Source organism: Streptomyces sp. NPDC007917, from assembly GCF_042959105.1.
Taxonomy (GTDB): Bacteria; Actinomycetota; Actinomycetes; order Streptomycetales; family Streptomycetaceae; genus Streptomyces.
The window spans coordinates 442,720-465,973 of the sequence record NZ_JBIBKK010000008.1; the positions used below are offsets into that span (position 1 = coordinate 442,720).

The 23,254-nt window shown below is 70.7% G+C and carries 24 protein-coding genes; 12 read left to right on the forward strand and 12 right to left on the reverse strand.

Annotated elements, in window-relative coordinates; all coding sequences use genetic code 11:
- The first annotated feature begins 40 nt into the window (after positions 1-40).
- Positions 41-1,321 (forward strand): thymidine phosphorylase, encoded by a 1,281-nt coding sequence (locus tag ACFZDL_RS19140; RefSeq protein ID WP_353588221.1) that lies wholly within the window; start codon positions 41-43, stop codon positions 1,319-1,321.
- 93 nt (positions 1,322-1,414) lie between these two features.
- On the opposite strand, the gene ACFZDL_RS19145 is transcribed toward ACFZDL_RS19140, so the two are convergent.
- Complete coding sequence (locus ACFZDL_RS19145) at positions 1,415-2,779, reverse strand: MFS transporter (protein ID WP_353588219.1); 1,365 nt, start codon at positions 2,777-2,779, stop codon at positions 1,415-1,417.
- Positions 2,780-2,815: 36 nt separating this feature from the next.
- Between ACFZDL_RS19145 and ACFZDL_RS19150 the strand changes: the two genes are divergently transcribed.
- Positions 2,816-3,859: a LysR substrate-binding domain-containing protein gene (locus ACFZDL_RS19150; RefSeq protein ID WP_391191599.1), complete on the forward strand. Its 1,044-nt coding sequence runs from the start codon at positions 2,816-2,818 to the stop codon at positions 3,857-3,859.
- Between the two features lie 42 nt (positions 3,860-3,901).
- Here ACFZDL_RS19150 and ACFZDL_RS19155 read toward each other — a convergent pair whose 3' ends face one another.
- Entirely contained in the window at positions 3,902-4,663 is a 762-nt protein-coding gene (locus ACFZDL_RS19155) for an alpha/beta hydrolase (RefSeq protein WP_353588217.1), read from the reverse strand.
- A gap of 102 nt (positions 4,664-4,765) precedes the next feature.
- Here ACFZDL_RS19155 and ACFZDL_RS19160 point away from each other — a divergent pair, with 102 nt between their 5' ends.
- Positions 4,766-5,932: an adenosine deaminase gene (locus ACFZDL_RS19160; protein ID WP_353588215.1), complete on the forward strand. Its 1,167-nt coding sequence runs from the start codon at positions 4,766-4,768 to the stop codon at positions 5,930-5,932.
- Between the two features lie 136 nt (positions 5,933-6,068).
- The gene (locus tag ACFZDL_RS19165) at positions 6,069-6,374 is read left to right on the forward strand and encodes a hypothetical protein (protein WP_353588213.1); all 306 of its coding nucleotides are present in this window, start codon (positions 6,069-6,071) and stop codon (positions 6,372-6,374) included.
- 95 nt (positions 6,375-6,469) lie between these two features.
- Here ACFZDL_RS19165 and ACFZDL_RS19170 read toward each other — a convergent pair whose 3' ends face one another.
- The 4 genes from ACFZDL_RS19170 to afsQ1 all read right to left on the reverse strand — a co-directional run bounded on the left by ACFZDL_RS19170 (position 6,470) and on the right by afsQ1 (position 10,025).
- Positions 6,470-7,054 carry a VanZ family protein gene (locus tag ACFZDL_RS19170; RefSeq protein WP_353588212.1) on the reverse strand — a complete coding sequence of 195 codons (585 nt, stop codon included), beginning with the start codon at positions 7,052-7,054 and terminating at the stop codon, positions 6,470-6,472.
- A 123-nt stretch (positions 7,055-7,177) separates the two neighbouring features.
- Positions 7,178-7,777: a hypothetical protein gene (locus ACFZDL_RS19175; protein ID WP_353588210.1), complete on the reverse strand. Its 600-nt coding sequence runs from the start codon at positions 7,775-7,777 to the stop codon at positions 7,178-7,180.
- A complete protein-coding gene (locus ACFZDL_RS19180; RefSeq protein WP_353588208.1) occupies positions 7,774-9,450 on the reverse strand; it encodes a HAMP domain-containing sensor histidine kinase in 1,677 nt (558 codons plus the stop codon). Before ACFZDL_RS19180 ends, ACFZDL_RS19175 begins: the two co-directional genes overlap by 4 nt.
- Positions 9,348-10,025: a two-component system response regulator AfsQ1 gene (afsQ1, locus tag ACFZDL_RS19185; protein WP_179285670.1), complete on the reverse strand. Its 678-nt coding sequence runs from the start codon at positions 10,023-10,025 to the stop codon at positions 9,348-9,350. The genes ACFZDL_RS19180 and afsQ1 overlap by 103 nt, the downstream gene beginning before the upstream one ends.
- Before the next feature lie 204 nt (positions 10,026-10,229).
- Between afsQ1 and ACFZDL_RS19190 the strand changes: the two genes are divergently transcribed.
- Positions 10,230-11,057, forward strand: a complete 828-nt coding sequence (locus tag ACFZDL_RS19190) for a SigE family RNA polymerase sigma factor (RefSeq protein WP_353588206.1) — start codon at positions 10,230-10,232, stop codon at positions 11,055-11,057.
- A 216-nt stretch (positions 11,058-11,273) separates the two neighbouring features.
- The gene (locus ACFZDL_RS19195) at positions 11,274-11,663 is read left to right on the forward strand and encodes a hypothetical protein (RefSeq protein WP_353588204.1); all 390 of its coding nucleotides are present in this window, start codon (positions 11,274-11,276) and stop codon (positions 11,661-11,663) included.
- Positions 11,664-11,715: 52 nt separating this feature from the next.
- Here ACFZDL_RS19195 and ACFZDL_RS19200 read toward each other — a convergent pair whose 3' ends face one another.
- The 4 genes from ACFZDL_RS19200 to deoC form a co-directional block, all read right to left on the reverse strand.
- On the reverse strand, positions 11,716-12,381 hold the full coding sequence (locus ACFZDL_RS19200; RefSeq protein ID WP_353588203.1) for an ATP-binding protein: 666 nt from the start codon (positions 12,379-12,381) through the stop codon (positions 11,716-11,718).
- Positions 12,382-12,468: 87 nt separating this feature from the next.
- Positions 12,469-13,389 (reverse strand): aldehyde dehydrogenase family protein, encoded by a 921-nt coding sequence (locus ACFZDL_RS19205; RefSeq protein ID WP_353588201.1) that lies wholly within the window; start codon positions 13,387-13,389, stop codon positions 12,469-12,471.
- Positions 13,390-13,406: 17 nt separating this feature from the next.
- The gene (locus tag ACFZDL_RS19210; RefSeq protein ID WP_353588199.1) at positions 13,407-14,900 is read right to left on the reverse strand and encodes an aldehyde dehydrogenase family protein; all 1,494 of its coding nucleotides are present in this window, start codon (positions 14,898-14,900) and stop codon (positions 13,407-13,409) included.
- Positions 14,901-14,937: 37 nt separating this feature from the next.
- Complete coding sequence (deoC, locus tag ACFZDL_RS19215; RefSeq protein ID WP_353588197.1) at positions 14,938-15,948, reverse strand: deoxyribose-phosphate aldolase; 1,011 nt, start codon at positions 15,946-15,948, stop codon at positions 14,938-14,940.
- Positions 15,949-16,194: 246 nt separating this feature from the next.
- Between deoC and ACFZDL_RS19220 the strand changes: the two genes are divergently transcribed.
- Entirely contained in the window at positions 16,195-16,875 is a 681-nt protein-coding gene (locus ACFZDL_RS19220) for a PH domain-containing protein (RefSeq protein WP_353588195.1), read from the forward strand.
- Between the two features lie 38 nt (positions 16,876-16,913).
- Positions 16,914-17,489, forward strand: coding sequence for a signal peptidase II (lspA, locus tag ACFZDL_RS19225; protein WP_353588193.1), 576 nt, complete (start codon positions 16,914-16,916; stop codon positions 17,487-17,489).
- Positions 17,490-17,528: 39 nt separating this feature from the next.
- On the opposite strand, the gene ACFZDL_RS19230 is transcribed toward lspA, so the two are convergent.
- Complete coding sequence (locus ACFZDL_RS19230) at positions 17,529-19,652, reverse strand: tetratricopeptide repeat protein (protein WP_353588191.1); 2,124 nt, start codon at positions 19,650-19,652, stop codon at positions 17,529-17,531.
- 255 nt (positions 19,653-19,907) lie between these two features.
- Between ACFZDL_RS19230 and ACFZDL_RS19235 the strand changes: the two genes are divergently transcribed.
- Together ACFZDL_RS19235 and ACFZDL_RS19240 are read left to right on the forward strand one after the other, a co-directional pair.
- Positions 19,908-20,177, forward strand: coding sequence for a hypothetical protein (locus ACFZDL_RS19235; protein ID WP_078610493.1), 270 nt, complete (start codon positions 19,908-19,910; stop codon positions 20,175-20,177).
- Positions 20,170-20,778, forward strand: a complete 609-nt coding sequence (locus ACFZDL_RS19240; RefSeq protein ID WP_353588189.1) for a DUF6879 family protein — start codon at positions 20,170-20,172, stop codon at positions 20,776-20,778. The genes ACFZDL_RS19235 and ACFZDL_RS19240 overlap by 8 nt, the downstream gene beginning before the upstream one ends.
- A gap of 103 nt (positions 20,779-20,881) precedes the next feature.
- Here the strand turns inward: ACFZDL_RS19240 and ACFZDL_RS19245 are convergent, their stop codons facing one another.
- Entirely contained in the window at positions 20,882-21,058 is a 177-nt protein-coding gene (locus tag ACFZDL_RS19245; RefSeq protein WP_353588187.1) for a PhzF family phenazine biosynthesis protein, read from the reverse strand.
- Positions 21,059-21,126: 68 nt separating this feature from the next.
- Between ACFZDL_RS19245 and ACFZDL_RS19250 the strand changes: the two genes are divergently transcribed.
- Together ACFZDL_RS19250 and ACFZDL_RS19255 are read left to right on the forward strand one after the other, a co-directional pair.
- Complete coding sequence (locus tag ACFZDL_RS19250) at positions 21,127-21,249, forward strand: hypothetical protein (RefSeq protein ID WP_391191610.1); 123 nt, start codon at positions 21,127-21,129, stop codon at positions 21,247-21,249.
- A 142-nt stretch (positions 21,250-21,391) separates the two neighbouring features.
- The gene (locus tag ACFZDL_RS19255; RefSeq protein WP_353588185.1) at positions 21,392-23,242 is read left to right on the forward strand and encodes a HEAT repeat domain-containing protein; all 1,851 of its coding nucleotides are present in this window, start codon (positions 21,392-21,394) and stop codon (positions 23,240-23,242) included.
- The last annotated feature ends 12 nt before the right edge of the window (positions 23,243-23,254 follow it).

The window sequence follows — 23,254 nt, forward strand, 5'->3', positions numbered from 1 at the left end:
GTCACGACGCCCGCATCCTCCGAAAGGCCCGCACCCCACCATGGACGCCATCACCGTCATCCGCGCCAAACGCGACGGCGGCCGTCTCACCGACGCCCAGATCGACTGGATCATCGACGCCTATACGCGCGGTGAGGTCGCCCACGAGCAGATGTCCGCGCTCGCGATGGCGATCCTCCTCAACGGCATGGACCGCGCGGAGATCGCCCGCTGGACCGCCGCGATGATCGCGTCCGGCGAGCGCATGGACTTCTCCTCGCTTCCGCGCCCGACCGCCGACAAGCACTCGACCGGTGGCGTGGGCGACAAGATCACGCTCCCGCTGGCCCCGCTGGTGGCCGCCTGCGGAGCGGCCGTGCCGCAGCTGTCCGGGCGCGGCCTCGGCCACACCGGCGGCACGCTCGACAAGCTGGAGTCCATCCCGGGCTGGCGGGCGCGGCTGTCCAATGAGGAGATGCTGCGGGTGCTCGAGGACGTGGGATCGGTCATCTGCGCGGCGGGCGAGGGGCTGGCGCCCGCGGACCGCAAGCTGTACGCGCTGCGCGATGTGACCGGGACCGTGGAGTCGATCCCGCTCATCGCGAGCAGCATCATGTCGAAGAAGATCGCCGAGGGCACGGGCTCGCTGGTGCTGGACGTGAAGGTCGGCTCCGGCGCCTTCATGAAGGACCTGGCCTCGGCGCGGGAGCTGGCCGCCACGATGGTGGGCCTGGGCACCGACCACGGGGTCCGTACGGTCGCCCTGCTCACCGGCATGGCCACCCCGCTGGGCCGCACCGCGGGCAACGCCCTGGAGGTCCGCGAGTCCGTGGAGGTCCTGGCGGGCGGCGGCCCGGCCGATGTCGTCGAGCTCACCCTCGCCCTCGCCCGCGAGATGCTGGACGCGGCGGGGCTGCCGGACGCCGACCCGGCCAAGGCGCTCGCGGACGGGTCCGCGATGGACCACTGGCGCCGCATGGTCGCCGCCCAGGGCGGCGACCCGGACGCGCCGCTGCCCGTCGCCCGCGAACAGCACGTCGTGACGGCCGAGTCGACCGGGGTGCTGACCGGCCTGGACGCGTACGCGATCGGCGTCGCCGCCTGGCGTCTTGGCGCGGGCCGCGCCCGCAAGGAGGACCCGGTGCAGGCGGGGGCGGGCGTGGAGATCCACGCCAAGCCGGGGGACGCGGTACGGGCGGGCGACCCGCTGCTGACGCTGCACACGGACACGCCGGAGAAATTCGACTACGCGCTCCAGGCGCTGGCGGGGGCGGTGAGCTACGCCCCGCCGGGGACAAAGTTCACGGCCGAGCCGATCGTGCTGGACCGCATCGCGCGGTAACGGGAACGTCAGGACGGGCGAAGGGGCCGCTCCGCCGGGACAGTGGCGGAGCGGCCCCTTCGGGCTCTGTGGTGCTTGCCGGGCGCCGGGCCGTTACGCCTGCGCGGCCAGCCGACGCATGCCCTGCGTGGTCTCGTTGGACGGCGCACACCGCTCGGCCTGCTGCGCCGACCGGGCCACGATCTCCGCGCGCCGCTCGGCCAGCGCCTTCCGCGTCGCGTAGAGCGTGATCGCCGCCGCGCCGGCCACGGCCACAAGACCGAGCACGACCGTGCCGGTCCAGCCGGCCGTGTGGAAGGCGAGGGCGCCGAGGGTGCCGCCCACGCTGCTGCCGATGTAGTACGCGGTCTGGTAGAGCGCGGAGGCCTGGGCGCGACCGGTCTTGGCGGCCCGGCTGACCGAGGAGGAGGCCACGGCGTGCCCCGCGAAGAAGCCCGCGGTGATCAGCACCAGGCCCAGCAGCACCGCCGTGAGCGAGTCGCCGAGGCTCAGCAGCAGCCCGGCCGCCGTGGTGGTGACCGCCACGTACAGGGCGCCGCGCCGGCCCAGCCGGCCGACCAGCTTCCCGGCCGCCGCCGAGGATGCCGTACCGACCAGGTAGATCAGGAAGATCGAGCCGACCAGGGACTGCGAGAGGTTGAAGGGCTCGGCGACCAGGCGGTAGCCGATGACCGTGTAGACGCCGCCGAAGACGGTCATGAACAGCGCGCCGATCGCGTACAGCCTGCGCAGCAGCGGATCGGACAGGTGGCCGCCGACCGTACGGGCCAGGGCGCGCGGGCTGACCGCGGAGGGGGTGAAGTGGCGCGCCTTGGGCAGCAGCAGGCGGAAGGCGATCGCGCAGACCAGCGACAGGACGCCGACCGTGGCCAGCGAGACGCGCCAGCCCCAGCCGTCGGCGACCCAGCCGGTGAGCAGCCGGCCGGTCATACCGCCGAAGCTGTTGCCCGCCACGAACAGGCCGATGGCGCCGATGAGGGAGGAGGGGCGCACCTCCTCCGAGAGGTAGGCCATCGCGGAGGCGGGGATGCCGGCGATCGCGGCACCCTGGACGGCGCGCAGCGCGATCAGCCAGCCCAGGTCGGGGGCGAAGGGCACCGCGAGGCCGACGGCGACGGCGACGGCGAGCGAGCCGGTCATCATCGCGCGGCGGCCGAACCGCTCGGACAGGGCGCTGAGCGGGAGCACCGCCAGGGCCAGCGCGAGGGTGGCGGCCGAGACCGTCCAACTCGCCTGGTCGGGCTGGACGTGGAGGTCGGCGGAGATCGCGGGCAGCAGTGCCTGGGTGGAGAAGAGAAGGGCGAACGTCGCGAGACCGGCGGCGAAGAGAGCCAGCCGCATCCGGACGAAGCCGGGGTCTCCGGGGCTCATCCGGTCGGGGTTCGTCCGGTCAGGGGCCGTCTTGGTGCAGGCGTCCACCCGGGTTCCGGTGGACGCCTCGGTATCAGCAGGAGGCATGTCTCGACCGTATGTGCCCCCCTTTTGATGCGTCCAATGCACGGAATCGCCATAATCGATGCTGTGCAGCATCAGCCGTGGTCAGCGAGATCACTGTCACGCCCCAGCAATGAAAAAGACATTCCTGTGACAGCCGGGTCCCCGGGTGTCGACCGGGTGATGGCCGAGCTCGACGCCGACTCCTGGGCCGCGTCCCTCACACCCCGCCTGGTGCAGTTCGCCGCGGTGGCCCGCCACGAGCACGTCACCCGCGCCGCGCAGTGGCTCGGCGTACCCCAGTCGACGCTCAGCCGGGCGATGGTACGCCTCGAAACGGACCTGGGCGTCGCCCTGTTCGCCCGCCGCGGCCGCACCGTCGCGCTCACCCCCGCCGGGCGTACCTTCCTGCACGCGGTGGAGCGGGCGCTGGCCGAGGTCGAGCGCGCCGCCGAGTCCGTACGGGCCGACGCCGACCCGGCCGCGGGCAAGATCGCCTTCGGGTTTCTGCACACCCTCGGCCCGGAGACCGTACCCGGCCTGATCCGCGCCTTCCGGGAGGACCACCCGCGGGTGCGCTTCCAACTCGTCCAGAGCTACGGCGAGGCGATGATCGAGCGGATGCGCCTGGGCGACCTCGACCTCTGCCTCACCTCACCCATCCCCGACGCCCCGGACCTGGTCGCGCGCCGCCTCGACGAGCAGCGGCTGCGCCTGGTGGTCCCCGACGACCACCGCCTCGCCGGCCGCAAGCGGATCCGGCTGGCCGAGGCCGCCACGGAGCTCTTCGTCACCCTCGAACCGGGCTACGGGCTGCGGCGCATCACGGACGCGCTGTGCGCCGAGGCGGGCTTCAAACCCAAGGTCGCGTTCGAGGGCGAGGAGGCCGAGACGCTGCGCGGCCTGGTGGCCGCGGGGTTCGGCGTGGCGCTGCTGCCGCCCCCGGCGGTACCCCGCCCCGGGGTCGCCGAACTGACGGTGACGGCCCCCCGGGCGGTCCGCGAGATCGGCGTCGCCTGGCTCGACGGGCATCCGGACACCGCGCCGGTCGCCGCCTTCAAACGCTTCCTGCTGAGCCGCCGCGGACAACTGCTCCCGGGCTGACGCCCGCCCGGCGCTCCCGGCTGACGCCCGCCCGGCCGGGGCTCAGCGCGGCAGCGTCGAGCCGAACCCCGCCGCCAGCGGCATGCGCAGCCCCAGTGGGGGCGGGGCCGCGAGGGCGTCCACGACCGGGCGGGAGAAGCCGTGGGCGAACAGCGAGCCGAGCAGGAAGTCGGCGGTCAGCGCCTGCACTTCGGAGCGGTGGTGGTGCAGGCCGTGTCCCTCCGCGTGGACCTCGAAGCGGCACACGTCCCGGTTGGCCTTCTTGGCCCGCTCCGCGAGCCGGTACGACATCTCGGGGTCGGCCCGCTGGTCGTTCGTCCCGTGGACGATCAGCACCTGCCGCCCGACGAGCTGCTTCACCGGCTCGGGTTCCAGCGCGGACTCGGGCGGCGGCAGCCACGGGGACAGCGCGACCACCGAGGCGACGGCGTCGTGCCCGGCGGCCCGCAGGGCGGCGCGGGCGCCCATGCCGTGGCCGACGAGGCACACCGGCACATCGCCGTAGCGCCGGACCGCCTCGTCCGCCGCCCACCCGGCGTCCGCGGCGGGGTCGGCGGTGTCGTTCCAGCCGCGGTGGCGGTAGTGGACGACATGGGCGGTCAGCCCTTCGGAGCGGCCGGCCCGTACCAGCCGCCGGGCCAGGGGCAGCACCGCGGCCACCGACAGCCGCGAGGGCCGTCCGGTGCCGGTCTCCGGGCCCCCGGGGAGCAGCAACACCACACCGTGCACGGTCTCTTGGGCGGCGGCCGCGCCTCTCGGCCGCCCCAGCCGGGCGCCCCGCTCGGGCAACGCTTGCTGAGCCATGGCGACACGATCGCAGAAGGAGCGGTGTACTCCACCACTCGTGCGGGTCACTGTTGCATATCTATCGACCGTGATCTACGCGCGTAGGGGTATGGTGCGCAGATGACGAGCGAGTACCACGACCGCCCCACCCCCGAGCAGATCCGCCGTGCCCCGAAGGTACTGCTGCACGACCACCTCGACGGCGGGCTGCGCCCCGCCACCGTCGTCGACCTCGCCCGTGAGACGGGCTATGACGCGCTACCGAAGAGCGATCCGGCGGAGCTCGGCCGCTGGTTCCGGGAGGCCGCCGACTCCGGTTCGCTCGAGCTCTACCTCGAGACCTTCGCGCACACCTGCGCCGTCATGCAGACCCGCGACGCGCTGTTCCGGGTCGCCGCCGAGTGCGCCGAGGACCTTGCCGAGGACGGGGTCGTCTACGCGGAGGTGCGCTACGCCCCCGAACAGCACCTGACCCGGGGGCTGACCCTGGAGCAGGTCGTCGAGGCGGTCAACGAGGGCTTCCGCGAGGGGGAGCGGCGGGCCCGGGAGAAGGGCCTGCGTATCCGCGTCGGCGCCCTGCTCACCGCGATGCGCCACGCCGCCCGCGCGCTGGAGATCGCCGAACTCGCCAACGGCTACCGCGACCGGGGCGTCGTCGGCTTCGACATCGCGGGCGCCGAGGCCGGCTACCCGCCCACCCGCCACCTCGACGCCTTCGAATACCTCAAGCGGGAGAACAACCACTTCACGATCCACGCGGGCGAGGCCTTCGGGCTGCCCTCCATCTGGCAGGCGCTCCAGTGGTGCGGCGCCGACCGGCTCGGCCACGGCGTCCGCATCATCGACGACATCCAGGTGGCGGACGACGGGAGCGTGACCCTCGGCCGGCTCGCCTCGTACGTCCGGGACAAGCGCATCCCGCTGGAGCTGTGCCCGACCTCGAACCTCCAGACGGGCGCGGCCCGCTCGTACGCCGAGCACCCCATCGGGCTGCTGCGCCGGCTGCAATTCCGGGCGACCGTGAATACGGATAATCGTCTGATGAGCGGCACGAGCATGAGTGACGAATTCGAGCACCTCGTTTCGACGTTCCACTACACGCTCGACGACATGCAATGGTTTACGGTCAATGCAATGAAATCGGCGTTCATTCCTTTTGATGAACGTCTGGCGATGATCAATGACGTGATCAAGCCCGGGTATGCCGAATTGAAATCCGAATGGCTGTTCCGTCAGATGGCCTCCGCATCGCCTCTGATCAGGGAGTCTGGCGTCGAAGGCGGCTGATCCCGCAGAGCGGGAAGCGGGCCGGGATAAACGGCCGGATGGCAAGCGGAGGGCGTATTTCCCGGTTTGCGGGAGGTCGAAATCCCTGGCTACGTTGCCGTACCGGTCAAGCCCCCGTCTCAAGGACAGATTTCTGATGAAGCAGGGAACCATCAAGACCCTCGGCGCCATTGCCCTCGGTGCGGTCGCCGTCATTGCCGGAGGCGGGACCGCGGCTGCGGTCGCGGGCGCCCCGGCCGGGCCCGTGGGCGCCGGCATGGGCGCCGGGCAGGCGAAGGCGGTCGCCGGGCAGGGTCCCGCGCCCGCACCTCAGGGTCCGGCCGCGCGGCCGGGTCAGCCCGGCCCCAACGGCAAGACCGTGTTGGACAACCTTCCCCTCCCCCCCAACGCCCTGAAGACCGGCGGTCTGCCGGCCGGTCTGCCGGGCGGTCTGCTGGGCTGACCCCGTACCGCCGGGCAGAACCCGTACCGCCGGGCAGAAGACGGGGCCCGCACACCCGGATCGGGTGTGCGGGCCCCGCCGCGCGCTGTGCCGCGCTACGGCGCGACCCCCACGCTGTGGATGGAACGGGCCAGGGCCTGAACGCTGCCGTCCCGCTCCCCTTCCAGGCCCTCGTCCCCCTCGTCCCGGGGCAGCGCGGCGGCCCGCCTCCGGTCCGCCCGCCGCCGGAGCCAACCCCGGGCGGCGGGGACCACCGCGAGGTGCGCGAGCGCGACGCCAGCCGTGTTGAGCAGCACCGTGTCGACGTTCATGATCTGGCCGGTGAGCTCGCTGTGCACCAGCGCCATCGTCAGGGAGATCATCGCGCCGGTGAAGACCGTCCGGACGAACGAGGCGAGCGGGTAGGCCGTCACCCGGCCCCCCGCCAGCGGCAGCAGCACGCCCAGCGGAGCGAGCAGCAGCAGCCCGCCGCCGATGCTGCGGGTGGCCTCCCACGGGCCGAGCGCCAGATCGGCGCGGATGGTGGCCAGCGGCTCCAGGGTGACGGCGGTCACCCACGGCGCGGTCAGGGGGCGCAGGGTCAGCCAGCACACATACGACAGATGTGCGGCGAGAAGGACGAATCCCGCGGCGCGGAAGCGGAAGGCGGCCCTGCGGCGGCCGGAACCATGACCCTGCACGCCTCTTATGGACGCCTGTTGCGGGGGTCGCGGTTCCGCCGGAGCCGCGCTGGTGAGAAACGGGTTACCGGTGAGTCGGCCAGGAGCGGGGAACGCGGCGGGAGAGCGGGGGGAAGCAGGGCGTCAGGAGACCAGCACGCCGGAATTGGCCGCGATCTCGGGATGGCGGCGCATCTCCTCCGTGCACTCGTACCGCTTGAGCGGGTCCCGGTCGGCGTCCGGGCCGCCGAGCACCACCCGGTGCCTGGAGTCCGCCACGGTGGTCTCCGCGTATGTGCAGACGAGCTGCGCGAGCGCGTAGGACTGCAGCTCCTCCGGCAGCCGGTTCAGCCGCAGCGCGCCGTCCGGGTCGCCCTTGGCCGGTCCGGAGATCCGCACCCAGTCCTCCACCGCGGTGGAGAACCCCGCCTCCTCCTCGGCGAACGAGGGCTGCTCCTGCAACTGGTCCAGCAGCGCGCGGGCGACCTGCAGCGGCTCGGGCGTCTTCTCGTCCGTCAGCCGCGCGGAGCGGCTCACCGAGAGGATTCGCGAGGTGCAGATCAGATAGACCCGTACGGTGACCCGGCCCGCTCCCTCGGCCGAGCGGCCCGGGTCGGGCGCCTGGCACGACGCGCGCGAGGGGGCGGGGCCCGCGTCCACCGGCACCGACGTACCGCGGATACCGCATCCGGAAGCCAGCAGCGCCACCGCTCCGAGCAGCGCCCCCGCCGCTCGCCGCCTCATCGCTCGCTCCCCTCGTCCGGGCCGTCCTGACCGGTGTGCTGGGTGTTGTCCTGGCCGCCGTCCTTGCCGTCGCCCTGGTCCGGTCCGCTCAGCCGCGAGGCGTCCATGGGCAGCCGCAGGGTGAAGACGGCTCCGCCGTCGGGGGAGTTGTCCGCGGTGATCTCGCCGCCGTGGATATGCGCGTTCTCCAGCGCGATCGACAGGCCGAGGCCGCTGCCCTCCGACCGGGGCCGGGAGGCGCTGGCCTTGTAGAAGCGGTCGAAGACATGCGGAAGCACATCCTCGGGGATGCCCGGGCCGTGGTCCCGGACCCGGATCAGCAGATCGTCGTCCACGGGCCGCACCGAGACCCGGACCGGCGAGCCGCCGTGCTTGAGGGCGTTCCCGATCAGGTTGGCGAGGATGACGTCCAGCCGCCGGGGGTCGAGCCGGGCCACGATGCCGCGCTCCGCGTCGAGCTCCACCGCGTCCAGCCAGGCCCGGGCGTCGATGCACGCCGTCACCTGGTCGGCGACATCGACGTCGTCCAGGACCAGCCGTGCCGTGCCCGCGTCGAAGCGGGTCACCTCCATCAGGTTCTCCACCAGGTCGTTCAGCCGCCGCGTCTCGCTCACCACCAGCTGCACCGCCGGGGCGATCATCGGGTCGAGCGCGTCGGTCTCCTCCTCCAGCACCTCCGTCACCGCCGTGATCGCGGTGAGCGGGGTCCGCAGTTCGTGCGACATGTCCGCGACGAAGCGACGGCTGGCCGCCTCCCGGGCGCTCAGCTCCTCCACCCGCTTCTCCAGCCGCTCCGCGGCCCGGTTGAAGGTACGGGAGAGATTGGCGAGCTCATCGGTGCCGGAGACTTCGAGCCGGGTGTCGAGGTGCCCCTCGCCCAGCCGGTGCGCCGCCTCCCCCAGCCGCTGCACCGGCCGCAGCACGGTGGCCGCGGCGGCCTGTGCGAGCAGGGCGGAGCCGATCAGCGCCAGGGCGGTGGCGATGCCCAGGGACCAGGCCAGGGAGTTGAGGTCCTGGCGCTCGGTCTCCAGGGACTTGAGCATGTAGCCGGTCGGCCCGCCGCCGTTCACCCGGGCCCCGCCGATCAGGTACGGGGTGCCCTTCAGCGTGATCCGCTGCCAGTAGAGGTGGTACGGGGAGGTATTGGAGCCCGCGACGGCGCGTTTTTTGTCCACCGCGCTCCGCAGCGCCTCCGGCACCGTCTTCAGCGTCAGCAGATCGTCCGCGGAGGCCGCGGTGCACGGGCCGCTGCCCTCGGTCCGGGCGATCAGCAGCACCTCGTACTTCTGGGTGTTGTTCGCCATCCGATCCGCGGCGTCTTGCAGTTCGGGACAGGTCGGCACGGCCGGCAGCGGGTCCGTGGCCTCCTTCAGCGACTTGCTGAAGTCGTCGAGCGCGGCGTCCTGGGTGCGCGTGAGCACCGCGTCACGATTCAGCCAGTACGCGATCGCCGACGCCGACACGGCGGCCGCCAGCGCCACCAGACCGAAGACGAGCATCAGCCGCAGCCGCAGACTGAGCCACCGCAACAGCCCCGCGGCCCAGCCGCGCGCCCGGCTGGGCTTCTCGCTCACTGTGGCGTGTCCAGCCGGTATCCGACCCCGCGCACCGTACGGATCAGCGTCGGCGACGACGGTACGTCCTCCACCTTCGCGCGCAGTCGCTGTACGCATGCGTCCACGAGCCGGGAGTCACCGAGATAGTCGTGCTCCCACACCAGCCGCAGCAGCTGCTGCCGCGACAGCGCCTGCCCCGGCCGGCGGCTCAGCTCCAGCAGCAGCCGCAGCTCGGTCGGGGTGAGCTGCAGGTCCTGGCCGTTCTTGGTCACGGTCATGGCCGCCCGGTCGATGACCAGGGAGCCGAACGACGCCGAGTCATTGGCCTCCCGCTCGCCGCGGCGCAGCACCGCGCGGATCCGGGCGTCGAGCACCCGCCCCTGCACCGGCTTGACCACATAGTCGTCCGCGCCCGACTCAAGACCGACCACGACGTCGATGTCATCGCTCCGCGCGGTCAGCAGGATGATCGGCAGCTGGTCGGTGCGCCGGATGCGGCGGCACACCTCGAAGCCGTCGATGCCGGGCAGCATCACATCCAGCACGATCAGATCCGGCCGCTGCTCGCGCAGCAGTTTCAGGCCGTCCTCGCCGGTCGCCGCCGTCGCCACGCGGTGGCCCTGGCGGGACAGCGAGAGTTCGAGGGCCGTGCGGATGGCGTCGTCGTCCTCGATCAGCAGAAGGAAAGGCACGTTGGTCATTCTGGCCTACAAGGGGCCTGTAGTTCGACCGTCAGGCGGTCAGGAGGTTCATTCGCCCCCTGCCCCTGTGACGAGCCTGTGACAGTCGGCAGACAGGGCCATGAAACTGGCCCGGCAATCTTTTGGGCACCGGGAGGAACGACGGCCCGGGAAGCACGACGGAACCGAGCAAGCTCTACCGACGGGGGGCGCGAGATGAACACACTGCACTTCAATAACGCCAGCGCAGTCATTCGCACGCGCCTCCACGACGCCGGCCGGAGCAACGAGAAGTCCGGTGCCGTGAGCGGGCGGGGGTGCGCTCGCGGCGCCGGGCGTCAGCGGCCTCCTTTCATGGTGGCCATTGACGCGTACACAGGGGCCCACGGGGGGAACGCGGGCCCGGGGGGAACCGTGGAGCCGGCCGGCTCCAGGGACCAGGGGGGCTCCGCGGACCAGGGGGAACGCGGAGGAAGCGGGGGAAGCTCGTACAGGGAGGCATCGGGGGAGCGGTGCGAGGCGTCGGAGGTGGAGTTCACCGCCTACGTCCAAGAGCGCCGCGCCTCCCTGTACGCCACCGCCTACCACCTGACCGGCGACCGGTTCGAGGCCGAGGACCTGCTCCAGAGCGCGCTGTTCTCGACCTACCGGGCCTGGGACCGGATCAGTGACAAGGCGGCGGTCGGCGGCTATCTGCGCCGCACCATGACGAATCTGCACATCAGCGCCTGGCGTCGGCGCAAGCTCAACGAGTACCCGACGGAGGAGCTGCCGGAGACGGCGGGCGACCACGACGCGATGCGCGGCACCGAGCTGCGCGCCGTGCTGTGGCAGGCCCTGGCCCGGCTGCCCGAGCTGCAGCGCACCATGCTGGTGCTGCGCTACTACGAGGGCCGGACGGACCCGGAAATCGCGGACATTCTCAACATCAGTGTCGGAACGGTCAAAAGCGGCATCTGGCGCTCGCTGCGCCGGCTGCGCGAGGACGAGGCCCTCAGCTTCGGCCGGGACGAGGAGGAGTCCTTCGGCGAGCTCGTCGCCTGAGGATGAACGGGGGACACGGGGGAAAGCGGGGGGACCACGGGGGCCGGCGTTCGGGGGAGCGCCGGTAGCACGGGGGAAGTACGGGGGAGCACGGGGGAAAGCGCGGGTCCGGACGGCCGGGGGGTCTGTCCGGGCCCGCTTTCCGCTGCCCGCCCGGGGGCGAAGTACTCTGTCGCGGCCGACGCGCGGCCGTGACGGAGCAAGGAGTTGGCGTCGATGGGGCCTTACCTCAGAAGACCGTGGGTGGCCTGTGCCGCACTCACGCTTCCCCTGGTCGCGGCGTGCGGCGCACCGGCGGATCCCTATACGGGAACCGTCACCGAACGCCAGCTGGTCGGCCACTGGAACGGCGACTGCGGGGCGACGATCGATGTGGCCGAAGACGGCACCTTCCGCTTCGATCGGTTCGCGTACGAGTTCGTGGACCACGGACGCGACTTCCGGCGGTTGTCCGGGGGCGGCGAGTGGTTCCTCTACGAAGGCGTTGACGGAGACGCCCCGGAATCCCTGGACCTCAAGCACAAGAAGGCCTTGTACGGGCTGGAATTCGTCCCGCGACGGGGACGGGGGCGGCCTGGGGCTGAGGTACGTCATCGACGTCGATGACGAAGAGGACTGCGTCTTTTCGAAGAAGCCGACACGGTGACGGGGACCCGGCTCACGGGGCACCGGTCGAGGCGCTCCTCGGCGCCGACTCCGCGGGCCTCGCGCTGAACCGGCCGGCCCATGCGGCCGCCGCGATCCGGTCCAATGCTTCGCCCTTCCCGCACGGATACGCCCCGAGCGCCGACTGCCGTGCCACGATGCCGCGCTCCGCGCGCATCAGCCGCCAGCCCCGCCGCAGCAGATAGGGCGCGGACTTGCGCCCCTCCCGCAGATCGCGCAGCAGCCGGCGGCGGAAGGTGGTGGAGGGGCGGCCGCGCAGACACAGGGCGTCGGCGAGCACGCCGAGCGCGCGGCAGCGCTCGATGATGTCGGCGGCGAAGATCCCCTCGGCGACGAACAGCGGCGAACGGCCGATGGCCAGCGGCTCGGCGCCGACGCGGGCACTGGTGGCGATGTCGTACACCGGAACCGTCGTACGTGACGTACGGCACAGCGCCTCGATCGCCGCGACCGCGGCGTCCGCGTCCCATGACAGCGGGGAGTCCCAGTCGGCGCCCGCCCCGCCCGGGAGCTGCGGCAGCGAGGGGTCGTCGCCCCCCTTGTAGAAGTCGTCCAGATTGAGCACGGGCAGGCCGGCGCGGGCCGCCAGGGACGACTTTCCGGAGCCGGAGGGGCCGGACAGCAGGACGACGCGGGCGGGTATGGGAGGAATGGTCACGGGACACCAGTGTGAGGCATGGCGCCGCCGGAGGGACCCCTCGGGTCGTGTGGTGTTCCCCCGGCGGACGCGCGGCGTTCGTCGGCGCTAAACGCCCATCGGGTGCCACACCGTCTTCGTCTCCAGGAAGGCCAGCAGCCGGGCCGTGCCCGGGTCGGCCGACCAGTCCACAGGCTGTGGACGCAGGACGCGCTTGAGGTTGTCCGCGGCGGACTCCTCCAGTGAGCGGGCCAACTCCGCGTCCGCGCCCGCGAGGTCGATCGCGTTGACGTCCTGGTGGGCGGCGAGCGGGGTGGCGATCTCGGCCGTGCGGCCGGAGAGGACGTTGACCACGCCGCCCGGGAGGTCGGAGGTGGCCAGCACCTCGCCGAGGGAGAGGGCCGGGAGCGGGGCGCGCTCGCTCGCCACGACGACCGCCGTGTTGCCGGTGACGATCGCCGGGGCGATCACGGACACCAGCCCGAGGAACGACGAGTCCTGGGGCGCCAGAACGGCCACCACACCGGTCGGCTCGGGCGTGGAGAGGTTGAAGTACGGGCCCGCGACCGGGTTGGCGGCCCCGGCGATCTGGGCGACCTTGTCGGACCAGCCCGCGTACCAGACCCAGCGGTCGATCGCGGCGTCCACGACGGCGGCGGCCTTGGACCTGCCCAGACCCTCCGCGTCGCCGATCTCCCGCGCGAACTGCTCGCGGCGGCCCTCCAGCATCTCCGCGACGCGGTACAGGATCTGGCCGCGGTTGTAGGCCGTGGCCCCCGACCAGCCGCCGAACGCCTTGCGGGCGGCGACGACCGCGTCGCGGGCGTCCTTGCGGGAGGAGAGCGGCGCGTTGGCGAGCCACGTGCCCTTCCCCGCCGCGCCAGCGGCTGATGTCGCTGTGGTCACCTCGTACACCCGCCCGCTCTCGGACCGGGGGAACTTGCCCCCGACGAACAGCTTGTAGGTCTTGAGCACGCCCAGGCGCTCAGCGTGCTTGTCCGTCTTCTCGTTCTTGTCAGACACCTTCATTGGTCGCGCTCCCCTTCTCACTCTCCCCCTGCCTTCGGCGGGAGGTACCCCCTGCGCTCGCTCGTCGGCTCGGCTGCTCCGGAGAGGTACGCCTCCAGGCCGTGGCGGCCGCCCTCGCGACCGTAACCGGACTCCTTGTAGCCGCCGAACGGAGAGGCCGGGTCGAACTTGTTGAAGGTGTTGGACCACACCACACCCGCGCGGAGCTTGCTCGCCATCCACAGGATGCGCGAGCCCTTCTCGGTCCAGATGCCGGCGGACAGCCCGTACGGGGTGTTGTTGGCCTTCGCGACCGCCTCTTCCGGGGTGCGGAAGGTGAGGACGGAGAGCACCGGGCCGAAGATCTCCTCGCGCGCGATGCGGTGGGCCTGGGTGACGCCGGTGAACAGGGTGGGCGCGAACCAGTAGCCCGAGGAGGGCAGCTCGCACTCCGGGGCCCAGCGCTCGGCGCCCTCGGCCTCCCCGGCGTCCGCGAGGGTACGGATCCGGGCCAGCTGCTCGGCCGAGTTGATCGCGCCGATGTCGGTGTTCTTGTCCAGCGGGTCGCCGACCCTGAGCGTGCGCATACGGCGCTTGAGCGCGTCCAGCAGCTCGTCCTGGATCGACTCCTGGACCAGGAGGCGGGAGCCCGCGCAGCACACGTGGCCCTGGTTGAAGAAGATGCCGCCCACGATGCCCTCGACGGCCTGGTCGATCGGCGCGTCGTCGAAGACGATGTTGGCCGCTTTGCCGCCCAGTTCGAGGGTGACCTTCTTCTCCGTACCGGCGACGCTGCGGGCGATGGCCTTGCCGACCTCGGTGGAGCCGGTGAAGGCGACCTTGTCGATCCCGGGGTGGGCCACCAGCTCCGCGCCCGTGGAGCCGTCGCCGGTGATGATGTTGACGACGCCCTTGGGGAGCCCGGCCTGGCGGCAGACGTCCGCGAAGAAGAGGGCGGACAGGGGGGTGGTCTCGGCGGGCTTGAGGACGACCGTGTTGCCCGCGGCGAGGGCGGGGGCGATCTTCCACGCGAGCATCAGGAGCGGGAAGTTCCAGGGGATGACCTGGCCCGCGACGCCCAGCGGCTTCGGGTTGGCCCCGTAGCCGGCGTACTGCAGCTTGTCGGCCCAGCCCGCGTAGTAGAAGAAGTGCGCGGCGACCAGGGGGAGGTCGACGTCGCGCGACTCGCGGATCGGCTTGCCGTTGTCCAGCGACTCCAGGACGGCCAGCTCGCGCGAGCGCTCCTGGATGATGCGGGCGATGCGGAAGAGGTACTTGGCGCGCTCGGCGCCGGGCAGCGCCGACCACTTCCCGAAGGCCTTGCGGGCCGCCTTGACCGCGCGGTCCACGTCCTCGGCGCCCGCCTGGGCGACCTCGGACAGCGTCTCCTCGGAGGAGGGGGAGACGGTCTTGAAGACCTTGCCGTCGGCGGCCCCGGCGAACTCGCCGTCGATGAAAAGCCCGTAGGAGGAGGCGATCTCGACGACGGAGCGGGACTCCGGTGCGGGCGCGTATTCGAATGCGTTCGTCATGGCTGGATTCGTCATGGCTGGATTGGTCATGGCAGCCTCAGTCCACCGTCACGTAGTCGGGACCGGAGTACCGTCCGGTGCTCAGCTTCTGGCGCTGCATCAGCAGGTCGTTGAGGAGGCTGGAGGCGCCGAAGCGGAACCAGTCGGCGGTCAGCCAGTCGGCGCCCAGCGTCTCGTTGACCAGCACTAGGTACTTGATGGCGTCCTTGGAGGTGCGGATGCCGCCCGCGGGCTTCACCCCGACCTGCACCCCGGTCGTGTCGCGGAAGTCGCGGACCGCCTCCAGCATGAGGAGGGTGACGGGGGGCGTCGCGTTGACCGCGACCTTGCCGGTGGAGGTCTTGATGAAGTCGGCGCCCGCGAGCATCGCCAGCCAGGAGGCGCGGCGCACATTGTCGTAGGTCTGCAGCTCGCCGGTCTCGAAGATGACCTTGAGGTGGGCTGCGGTGCCGCTGCCGTCCGCGCGCCGGCACGCCTCCTTGACCTGCCGGATCTCCTCGAAGACCTGGAGATAGCGACCGGACAGGAAGGCGCCGCGGTCGATCACCATGTCGATCTCGTCGGCGCCGGCGGCCACGGCCTCCCGGGTGTCGGCGAGCTTGACGGCGAGCGCCGCGCGCCCGGAGGGGAAGGCGGTCGCCACGGAGGCCACATGGACCTCCGGCCCGCCGGCCTCGGCCAGGGCCTGCTTGGCGGTGGCCACCATGTCGGAGTAGACGCAGATCGCCGCGACCTTGGGGACGGAGCGGTCGGTCGGGTCGGGGCTGACCCCCTTGGCGCACAGCGCCCGGACCTTGCCCGGGGTGTCCGCGCCCTCCAGGGTCGTCAGGTCGATCATGGAGATGGCCAGGTCGATGGCGTACGCCTTCGCCGTGGTCTTGATCGAGCGGGTGCCGAGCGCGGCGGCACGGGCCTGCAGGCCGACCGCGTCGACGCCCGGCAGGCCGTGCAGGAAGCGGCGCAGCGCACCGTCGGTGGCGGTCACATCCGCCATCGACGCCAGTCGCTCGGCCGCGTCCGCGCCATATGCGGGAACTGTGGTGGGCATGGTCACCAGGGGAGCATATCTACGCGCGTAGCCGAATGTCACCCCCGGGGCCGTTCCCGGGACCGTTCCCGAGGGGCGGTCCTCAGGTGGTTCCCGGGCGGTCCCCGAGGCGGCTCCCCGGGCCGTTCCCGGGGGCGCTCCCCGGGCCGGGGAGCGCCCCGCGGCCCTGGGCCGTGCGGGCCGGGGCACGGGCCGCGGCACGGGCCGAGCGCCGCGGGCCCGCGGCGGTGCGGCAGAATCGGCCTCATGACGAGCCCGGACGACTCCTCGCACGAATCCTCCGCCCCGCGCGGGCCCGAAAAGGGGACCGCTGACCAGGAGACCGAGTACGCGGACCGCGTCTTCCGCTCCCCGGGCGGCATCGCGGGCGGCGTACTGCTGCTCGCGATCGGCGCCTGGCTGGGGATCGACGCGGTGATCCGGGGCGAGGGCCGGACGCCGTGGGTGGCGCTCGCCGGGCTGCTGCTGGCGGTGCCGCTGGTGGTCGCCTTCACGGTCCGGCCGGCGGTGTTCGCCGGCGCGGACCGGCTGCGGGTGCGCAACCCCTTCCGTACGATCACCCTGCCCTGGGCCTCGGTGGAGGCGGTGCGCGCGGGCTACTCCAGCGAGGTGCTGGCCGGCGGCGCGAAGTACCAGCTGTGGGCCATCCCGGTGTCGCTGCGCCAGCGCAAGCGGGCCACGCGGCGGCAGGCGAGGGCGGCGACCGAGGACCCCTTCCGCCGTACGTCCGTCCAGGCGGCGGTGGACGCGGACGCGGAGCGGCGGGCCCAGGCCGACCGGTCCATCGACGAGCTGCGCGGGCTCGCGGAGAACCACGCCACGCGGGAGGGCGCGCAGGGCGAGCCCGAGGTGCGCTGGGCGTTCGAGGTCATCGCACCGGCGGTGGCGGGGGCGGTGCTGCTCGCGGTGGTGCTGGCGATCACCTGAGCGGCCGAAACGGGACGGGGACAGCGAGGAGACCGAGCGTGACGACAAGCGACGCGACCGAGAGCGCCACACCCGCCCCGAGGCGGCGGGTCTGGCTGCTGTGGCTGGTGGCCGGTATCGCGTACGCCGTCGACCTGGTGAGCAAGGTGGCGGTGGTCGCGGGGCTGGAGGGACACGACCCCGTCCCGGTGATCGGCACCTGGATGGAGCTGCGGGTGCAGCGCAACCCCGGCGCCGCGTTCAGCCTCGGTGAGGCGACGACCATCGTGTTCACACTGATCGCGACGGCCGTCGTCGTCGCCATCATCCGGGTGTCGCGCCGGCTGACCAGCACCCCGTGGGCGTTCGCGCTGGGGCTGCTGCTGGGCGGGGCGCTCGGAAACCTGACGGACCGGCTCTTCCGCTCTCCCGGCGGCCTGGAGGGCGCGGTGGTCGACTTCATCGCGGTCCGCGACTTCAGCGTGATGAACCTCGCCGACTGGGCGATCACCTGCGGGGGCGTCCTGGTGGTCCTGCTGTCCTTCCGCGGGGTGGAGCTGGGCTCCGTGACCAGTCCATCCGATGCCGCGGGCGACAGCGGTCCGCCTCGGCAGGGAGGGCTCGGCGCTTCCTAAGCACTCGCCCATGAAGCCCCGCCCCGCGCCGATCGACCGCTATCGCCTCGCCCTGAACTGCCCCAGGAGTTCGCGGCTTGCGACCGTGAAAGGATGGTCGAACCCCAGGCTGCGTTCTCGTCTCGCCACGACATCAACCATCAAGTCGACTCCCGATTCCGTATGACCGAGTGCGAACCGGGTCCGGGCGAAGAGCTGTTGGGCTGCGAGTGCGATCGGATAGTCGGGGCCGAAGCGATCTTTATACGACTGGCAAACCAGCCGTATCGCCTCGTCGGCGGCAGCGAACTGGCCCAGCACATACAGCGCCCAAGCGTAATTATGCCGGGCACCCAGAGTAACCGTGTGCTCGGGGCCAAGATGGAGATCACAGTCCGAAGGCACCGAAAGCAGTGTGTCGCGGTTGGCAGTCAGCTCATCGGCGGACAACATCGTGAGCAGGCTGGCACGGGAACGCAAGGTCAGTGGGTGCGCCGCCCCGAGTACTGCCTGGCGTCCCGCCACCACTGACTTCAGCAGCGTCAGGGCTTCCTCGCGCCTGCCGAGATTTGCGAGTACGAGTTGGAGGCCGTGACTGGTGTCGAGAGTGTCGGCGTCGTCATTCCCGAAAATGCGCTCTTGAGCCGCTCGTACGTTGCCCAGGAGCAGCTCGGCCTCGGTGTATCTACCCAGCCGGAAAAGCGCCCGGCCGGCTCTTGAACGTGTTGCCAGTACCAGCCGGTGTTCTGCTCCGAGGGACTGTTCCGTGAGGTTGGCCGCGGCATTGGCCGTCTCCCAGGCGGACATGTAGTCCCCGGTGCGGTGAAGAGCGATGGACAAGCGTTTGGCGACAGCCAACACGTCAGAAATGATCGATGGCTGTGAGGCGTGCCCCAGCAGAGCAAGCGTGTGAGGGGCGAGTAGGCGTAACTGCGGGTCGTACGGGCCGGCGTCCGGATGGGCGGGGACGGCCGCGTCGAGTAACCGGGCAGCCGTCGCGTCGAGACCGGGGAGTCTGTCACGAGGCGTGGAAGCGGTGACACTGTCGAGCAGCACACCGTGGCTCTGCGCACAACGAACGCCGACGTCGACCAGTTCGGTCAGTGAATGGTCCAACAGCGCTCTCAACGCTGTTTCACACCGAGCGCGAGGGAGAACACCGCTGATTTCAGGCCGGTTCAACAGAGACAGTGGCAAGGGCTCGGGAGCGAAGCGGGCCATCAGCCTCAGAAGGGAAGCCGCCTCCGGAAGGCCGCGGGCTTCGAAGGCGTCGAGTGACAGTTGCCAGGTTCGACCGACCAGGTGCCGGGGGTCGGCGTCGGACAAGACGTCAGCTCCTTGGTCTATGAGCTCGACCCACTCGCCTTCGTCCAGATGCCGCCCGTAGGCGTCCATCGTCCAAGGGTCGAGTACCTGGTGGGACAGGAAGCCCCCCGCGAGTGTGAGCGCGAGCGGTAGCCGCCCCAGCCGGTCCGCGATGGCAGCGGCCTGCTCCATCGTGCCACTTTGCGGAGCAAGGTCGCACAGCACTTGGGCCGCGTCGTCGCGCGGCAGTACGCCGATGTGCTGCAACTCCGCACCGGGCCACCAGCGAGCGGCCGCGCGACGCGTGGTGACCACGGTCGTACCTCGCGAACTGCTGCGGAGCCAGCTGCCGTCACGAAAGATCTGGGGGTCGTCGGCGTTGTCGAGCACCAACAGCCAGGACTCAGGGGAACGGTCGAGGCAGTGCCACACGAGATCAGCCGCAGGCCGGAGCCCATTTCTGGCAGCCAGTAGTTCGCCGTCGCCGGCACCTCGGTCAGCTGCGACGGCCAGCATGCCGGCGCGTAAGCTCGCGCGGTCGGCGGCATTCACCCACAAGCCGATCCGCCCGCTCTCCTCGGTGGCGAACTGGAAGAGGGCATGAGCCACGGCTGTTTTGCCGCAGCCACCCATGCCATGGAGCACGTAGACCTCACCACCGCGCTCCCTTCCGACACTTGCCTGTAAGCGCTCCAACACCTCGGCGCGGTCACGCAGGACCGTGGGCACCCGACCGATCGCCGGACGACGAACAGAGTCCGGACCGCCCATTTCTGCTCTTTCGGCCCCGTAATAATGATGCTCATTGATGTGCTGGTCGCCTGCGGATTGGTAGACACGGCCATCATCCTCAGCGTGGCCGTCCATGGTTGCGCTCATGGCTCCCCCCGCGGCCGTCGAATGCAGGTCCGACTCCGCGCTAATGGATCAGATGAGATGATTATGCCGTGATTGTGCGACCTGCTTGGCGATCGCATATCATTTCACTTCTGGGCTCGCCCAACAAGGATCACTGCTCGGCCCTCTTGCCTTTGGCATATGCCTGATGACCTGAACTGTGCGCCATTCCTGGTCAACCCGGTGTCCTGGCAGTATGGTCGCCCCAAATCGGGGCGCAGCCAGGGAGTGATGGCTATGGCTAGGCCGTGGGAAGCCGACCCGTCGACGACCTTCAAGAGGCGTCTGGGTAAATCACCCCAAGAGCTGGGGACGACGACGGACAACCCGGACTGCCCCGATATCTGGGAACTTGGCAATGGTGATGTCGCCATTATCGGAAGGGATCTCACGGACTCACTCGGCAAGTCCCTGCCTCCGGGAGTCTCCGTGGGAGCCGACGAACGGCTGGTGGTCATCCCCAGGAGCATGATGATCGCGGCGAAGCCGGACATCCCCAGTGTTTGACTCGTTTCCGAGCGGCGCCTCCGAGCGCTTGATGCGTCCGGCGTATCACGAGGATTTTCGCCGCGTTTATGAGAGCGGCATCGGCTTTCTGAACAAGCTGGAGCGCGGCCAGAACTTCAAGGAACGAGGCTTCCCGAGTTGGGAAGCCTTTGCTGCCGGAGAATGGGCCAAAGCGCTGTCTCTTGTCGAGGAGAAGCGCGAAGTATACGCCAAGCAATTCCGAAAGGCTTCCGAGCTCAACGTCACAGAGCGCCGTCTTCGCGTTGTGGAGTTCCCTGTCACCCCCTACGTGCAGTGGGAGCTGTTCGTGCTGCGCCTGCGCGTCGAGTTGGGCGATAAAATCAAGGTCCTCGATGCCCGTAAGATCGCGGATGTCGAAGAGCGGCGGCCCGTCCCCGAAGTTGTGATTCTTGGGGATGTGGCCATGTATGAAGTTGTGTATGACGACGACGGAAACGCGGCAGGGGCCAATCGGTTCACGGATCCAGAGCTGATCAGAGAAACATCGGCCGACTTCAATGTTCTTTACGAGCGCGCCGAGCCGTTTTTTGATTTCTTCGACCGGGAAATCGCCCCTCTGCCGCCTCCCGTTGTTGACTGAGGGCTTGCGGGGAATCAGGCCGTCGTGGCGCGCGCCCCCTGGGAGACCCGGTAGGTGGAGGGCGCGGCGCCGGTGGCGGTGAGCAATTGGCCCACCGAGGCGTTCATGCTGCCGCATACGGGTCCTCGGCCACGCCGCAGGCGGGGGCGAAGGTGCGCATCTCGAAGTCGTGCTCGGCCCCCTCGGTGTGGGCGCCGATCGCCCCGATCATCGCGGTCGGGATGAGGGACAGGTCGGGTTCGAGGGCGAGGACATCCTCGGCCGTGGGCAGCTGGCTCACGGCCCAGCCGGGACCGTTGTCGACCCACGGGTGGGCGAGGTCCGCCTCCGGGGCGGTGGGGCCCTTCGGTGGCGGCTGCGGCGGTGCTGAGGACCCGGCCCACGGCGGCTCGGGCGGTGACCCGGGTCTCCGGTGCCATGATGATCGTCATCGGCGGTCTTCTGCTGGTGGAACGCCTGGCCGGCTGGTGAAGGCGCCGTAGCTCCCGTAGTCGCGTAGCCCCGGCGGCAGGTCGGCCAGGAGTCGGCGGGGTGGCGAAACCTCGGCTCGTTCCCCAACTCAGCCGTTTCCAAGGACCGTTGCGATGTCTCACCCGGATGTTTGGATATCGACGTGAACATCGAAGACGTGGACTGGGCGTCGCTGAAGCACGCGTACGGCGCGGCCACCGACGTTCCCGGGATTCTGGGTGCGCTGCGGTCGGCCGATGCCCAAGACCGTAGTGGTGCTTTTTACGATATATACGGGAGCCTGTGTCATCAGGGGTCGGTGTACGAGGCGACGGCCGCGGCGGTTCCGTTCCTGGTCGATATCGTCGTGGAGCCCGGATATCCCGATCGTGAGGATCTGCTGTCGTTCCTGGGCGATGTGTGCCACGGCGGCGACGCAGGGCACGCCGCTGCGCTGGCGGCGATGGCCGTGCAGGTGCCTCGGCTGACGCCACTGCTGCGAGACGGCGACCCGGGGGTGCGTCTTCGGGTGCTGTGGGCCCTGTCGTCGGCCGAACTCCGCCATGCTGCCGACGATGTGGCGCGGCTGACAGCCGATCCGGAGCCGTCCGTGCGTGCGGGCGCGTGGCTGGCGCTGGGCGAGATGGGCGCAGGGCGGCTGTCGGCCGACGGCGACGAGGCGGACCGCGACGAGGCGGATGGCGCGGTGCGGCTGGCATGGGCGCTGGCCCGCGCGCCGCGTGGCGGGGCGGAAGTGGCGGACACGCTCACCGGCCTGCTGCGCGACGGGGAGAGCCTGACCCGGCTGCACGAGTGGACCCGCGAGCTGACCCGGGACAGTCCGTTGGCCCGCTGCGAGACTCTGCTGGCTTCCGGCGACGCGTCCTTGGAACTGCTCGACGCGGTGTGCGCCGTCCTGGTCTCGGAGACGGACGAGGACCGGGCGATGTCGCTGTACGGGATGCTGCTGGCAGCGACGTTCGGGCCGCAGGCCCGGGAGTCCTTGCCGACTCCTTTCACACGCGACGACCTCGATCCGCGGCAGCGCCGGGTATTGGCGGCCATCGCCGCCAGCGACGCGGCCTGGGCATATGGCAGTCTTTGGCTGGCCTTGAGTGACCATGGCATCGAGGCGGGCTTCGATCGGGGGGAGTTCGTCCACGCCTTCGGCGACGCTGCCGGCGAAGACAAAAGGGTGCTCATTCTGCGTCCCCGGCAGGTGCCGGCCGCAGTGGACGCGGCGCATGCGGTGGGCCGGGAGGAGTGGCTGGACACTCCGTTCGTCTTCCTCAACCGGTGGACCGAGGGCATTGAATCCGCGATTCCGGAGGACCCGGATGACTTCCCGCCCGAGCTCATGTCCGCTGGCCGGATGATCGCCCAGCCACTGATGGCCCTGGTGGCGCGGCACCAGTTTGGGGGGAGCTACTCGTGGGCCTTCTATCCGCAATTGGACGGTGTGGCAGCTGCCGAGACGGTGTTCGCGGAGCTGGGCTACACCCTCCTTCCGCCTGATCTGACGCGCATCGATGACGAGCCCGAGCCGGTGACGCCGGGTGGGGACGACCAAGCGCGGGTGTGTGTCCCCTTCACCGAGCTGACCCCGGCCCTGCGGGCCGACCTGGACGCGTTCGTCGAGTGTCTGGCGGAGGGGGGCTGGTCCGAAGTACGCCAGTCGTATGCGTTCGCCAAGAGCATGGCGGACGGAGGCGGAAACGGAGACGGAGGCGGTTCGGTGGGCGTGACTCCGCTCGCGCTCGGTCGCCGTTTCGGGACTGCCCTCCATGCCCAGGTTGGTTTCCATGTGGAACGCGCCGTCGAGGGCGATGACGGCGGCCTGGTGGCGTATCTCGGACTCGTCCTGGACGAGCAGGGTGGTGAAACCTACGGGGCCAGGCTTGTCTGGCATGACGCCAGGCCGCTGTTCGCCGCGCTCGCGGGCATCGATGTGGGCGGTTCGGCCGTGGACGCCTTGCAATCGCTGACCGACCTGGCTCATTTCTCCCACCTGTGAGCCATGCCAGCG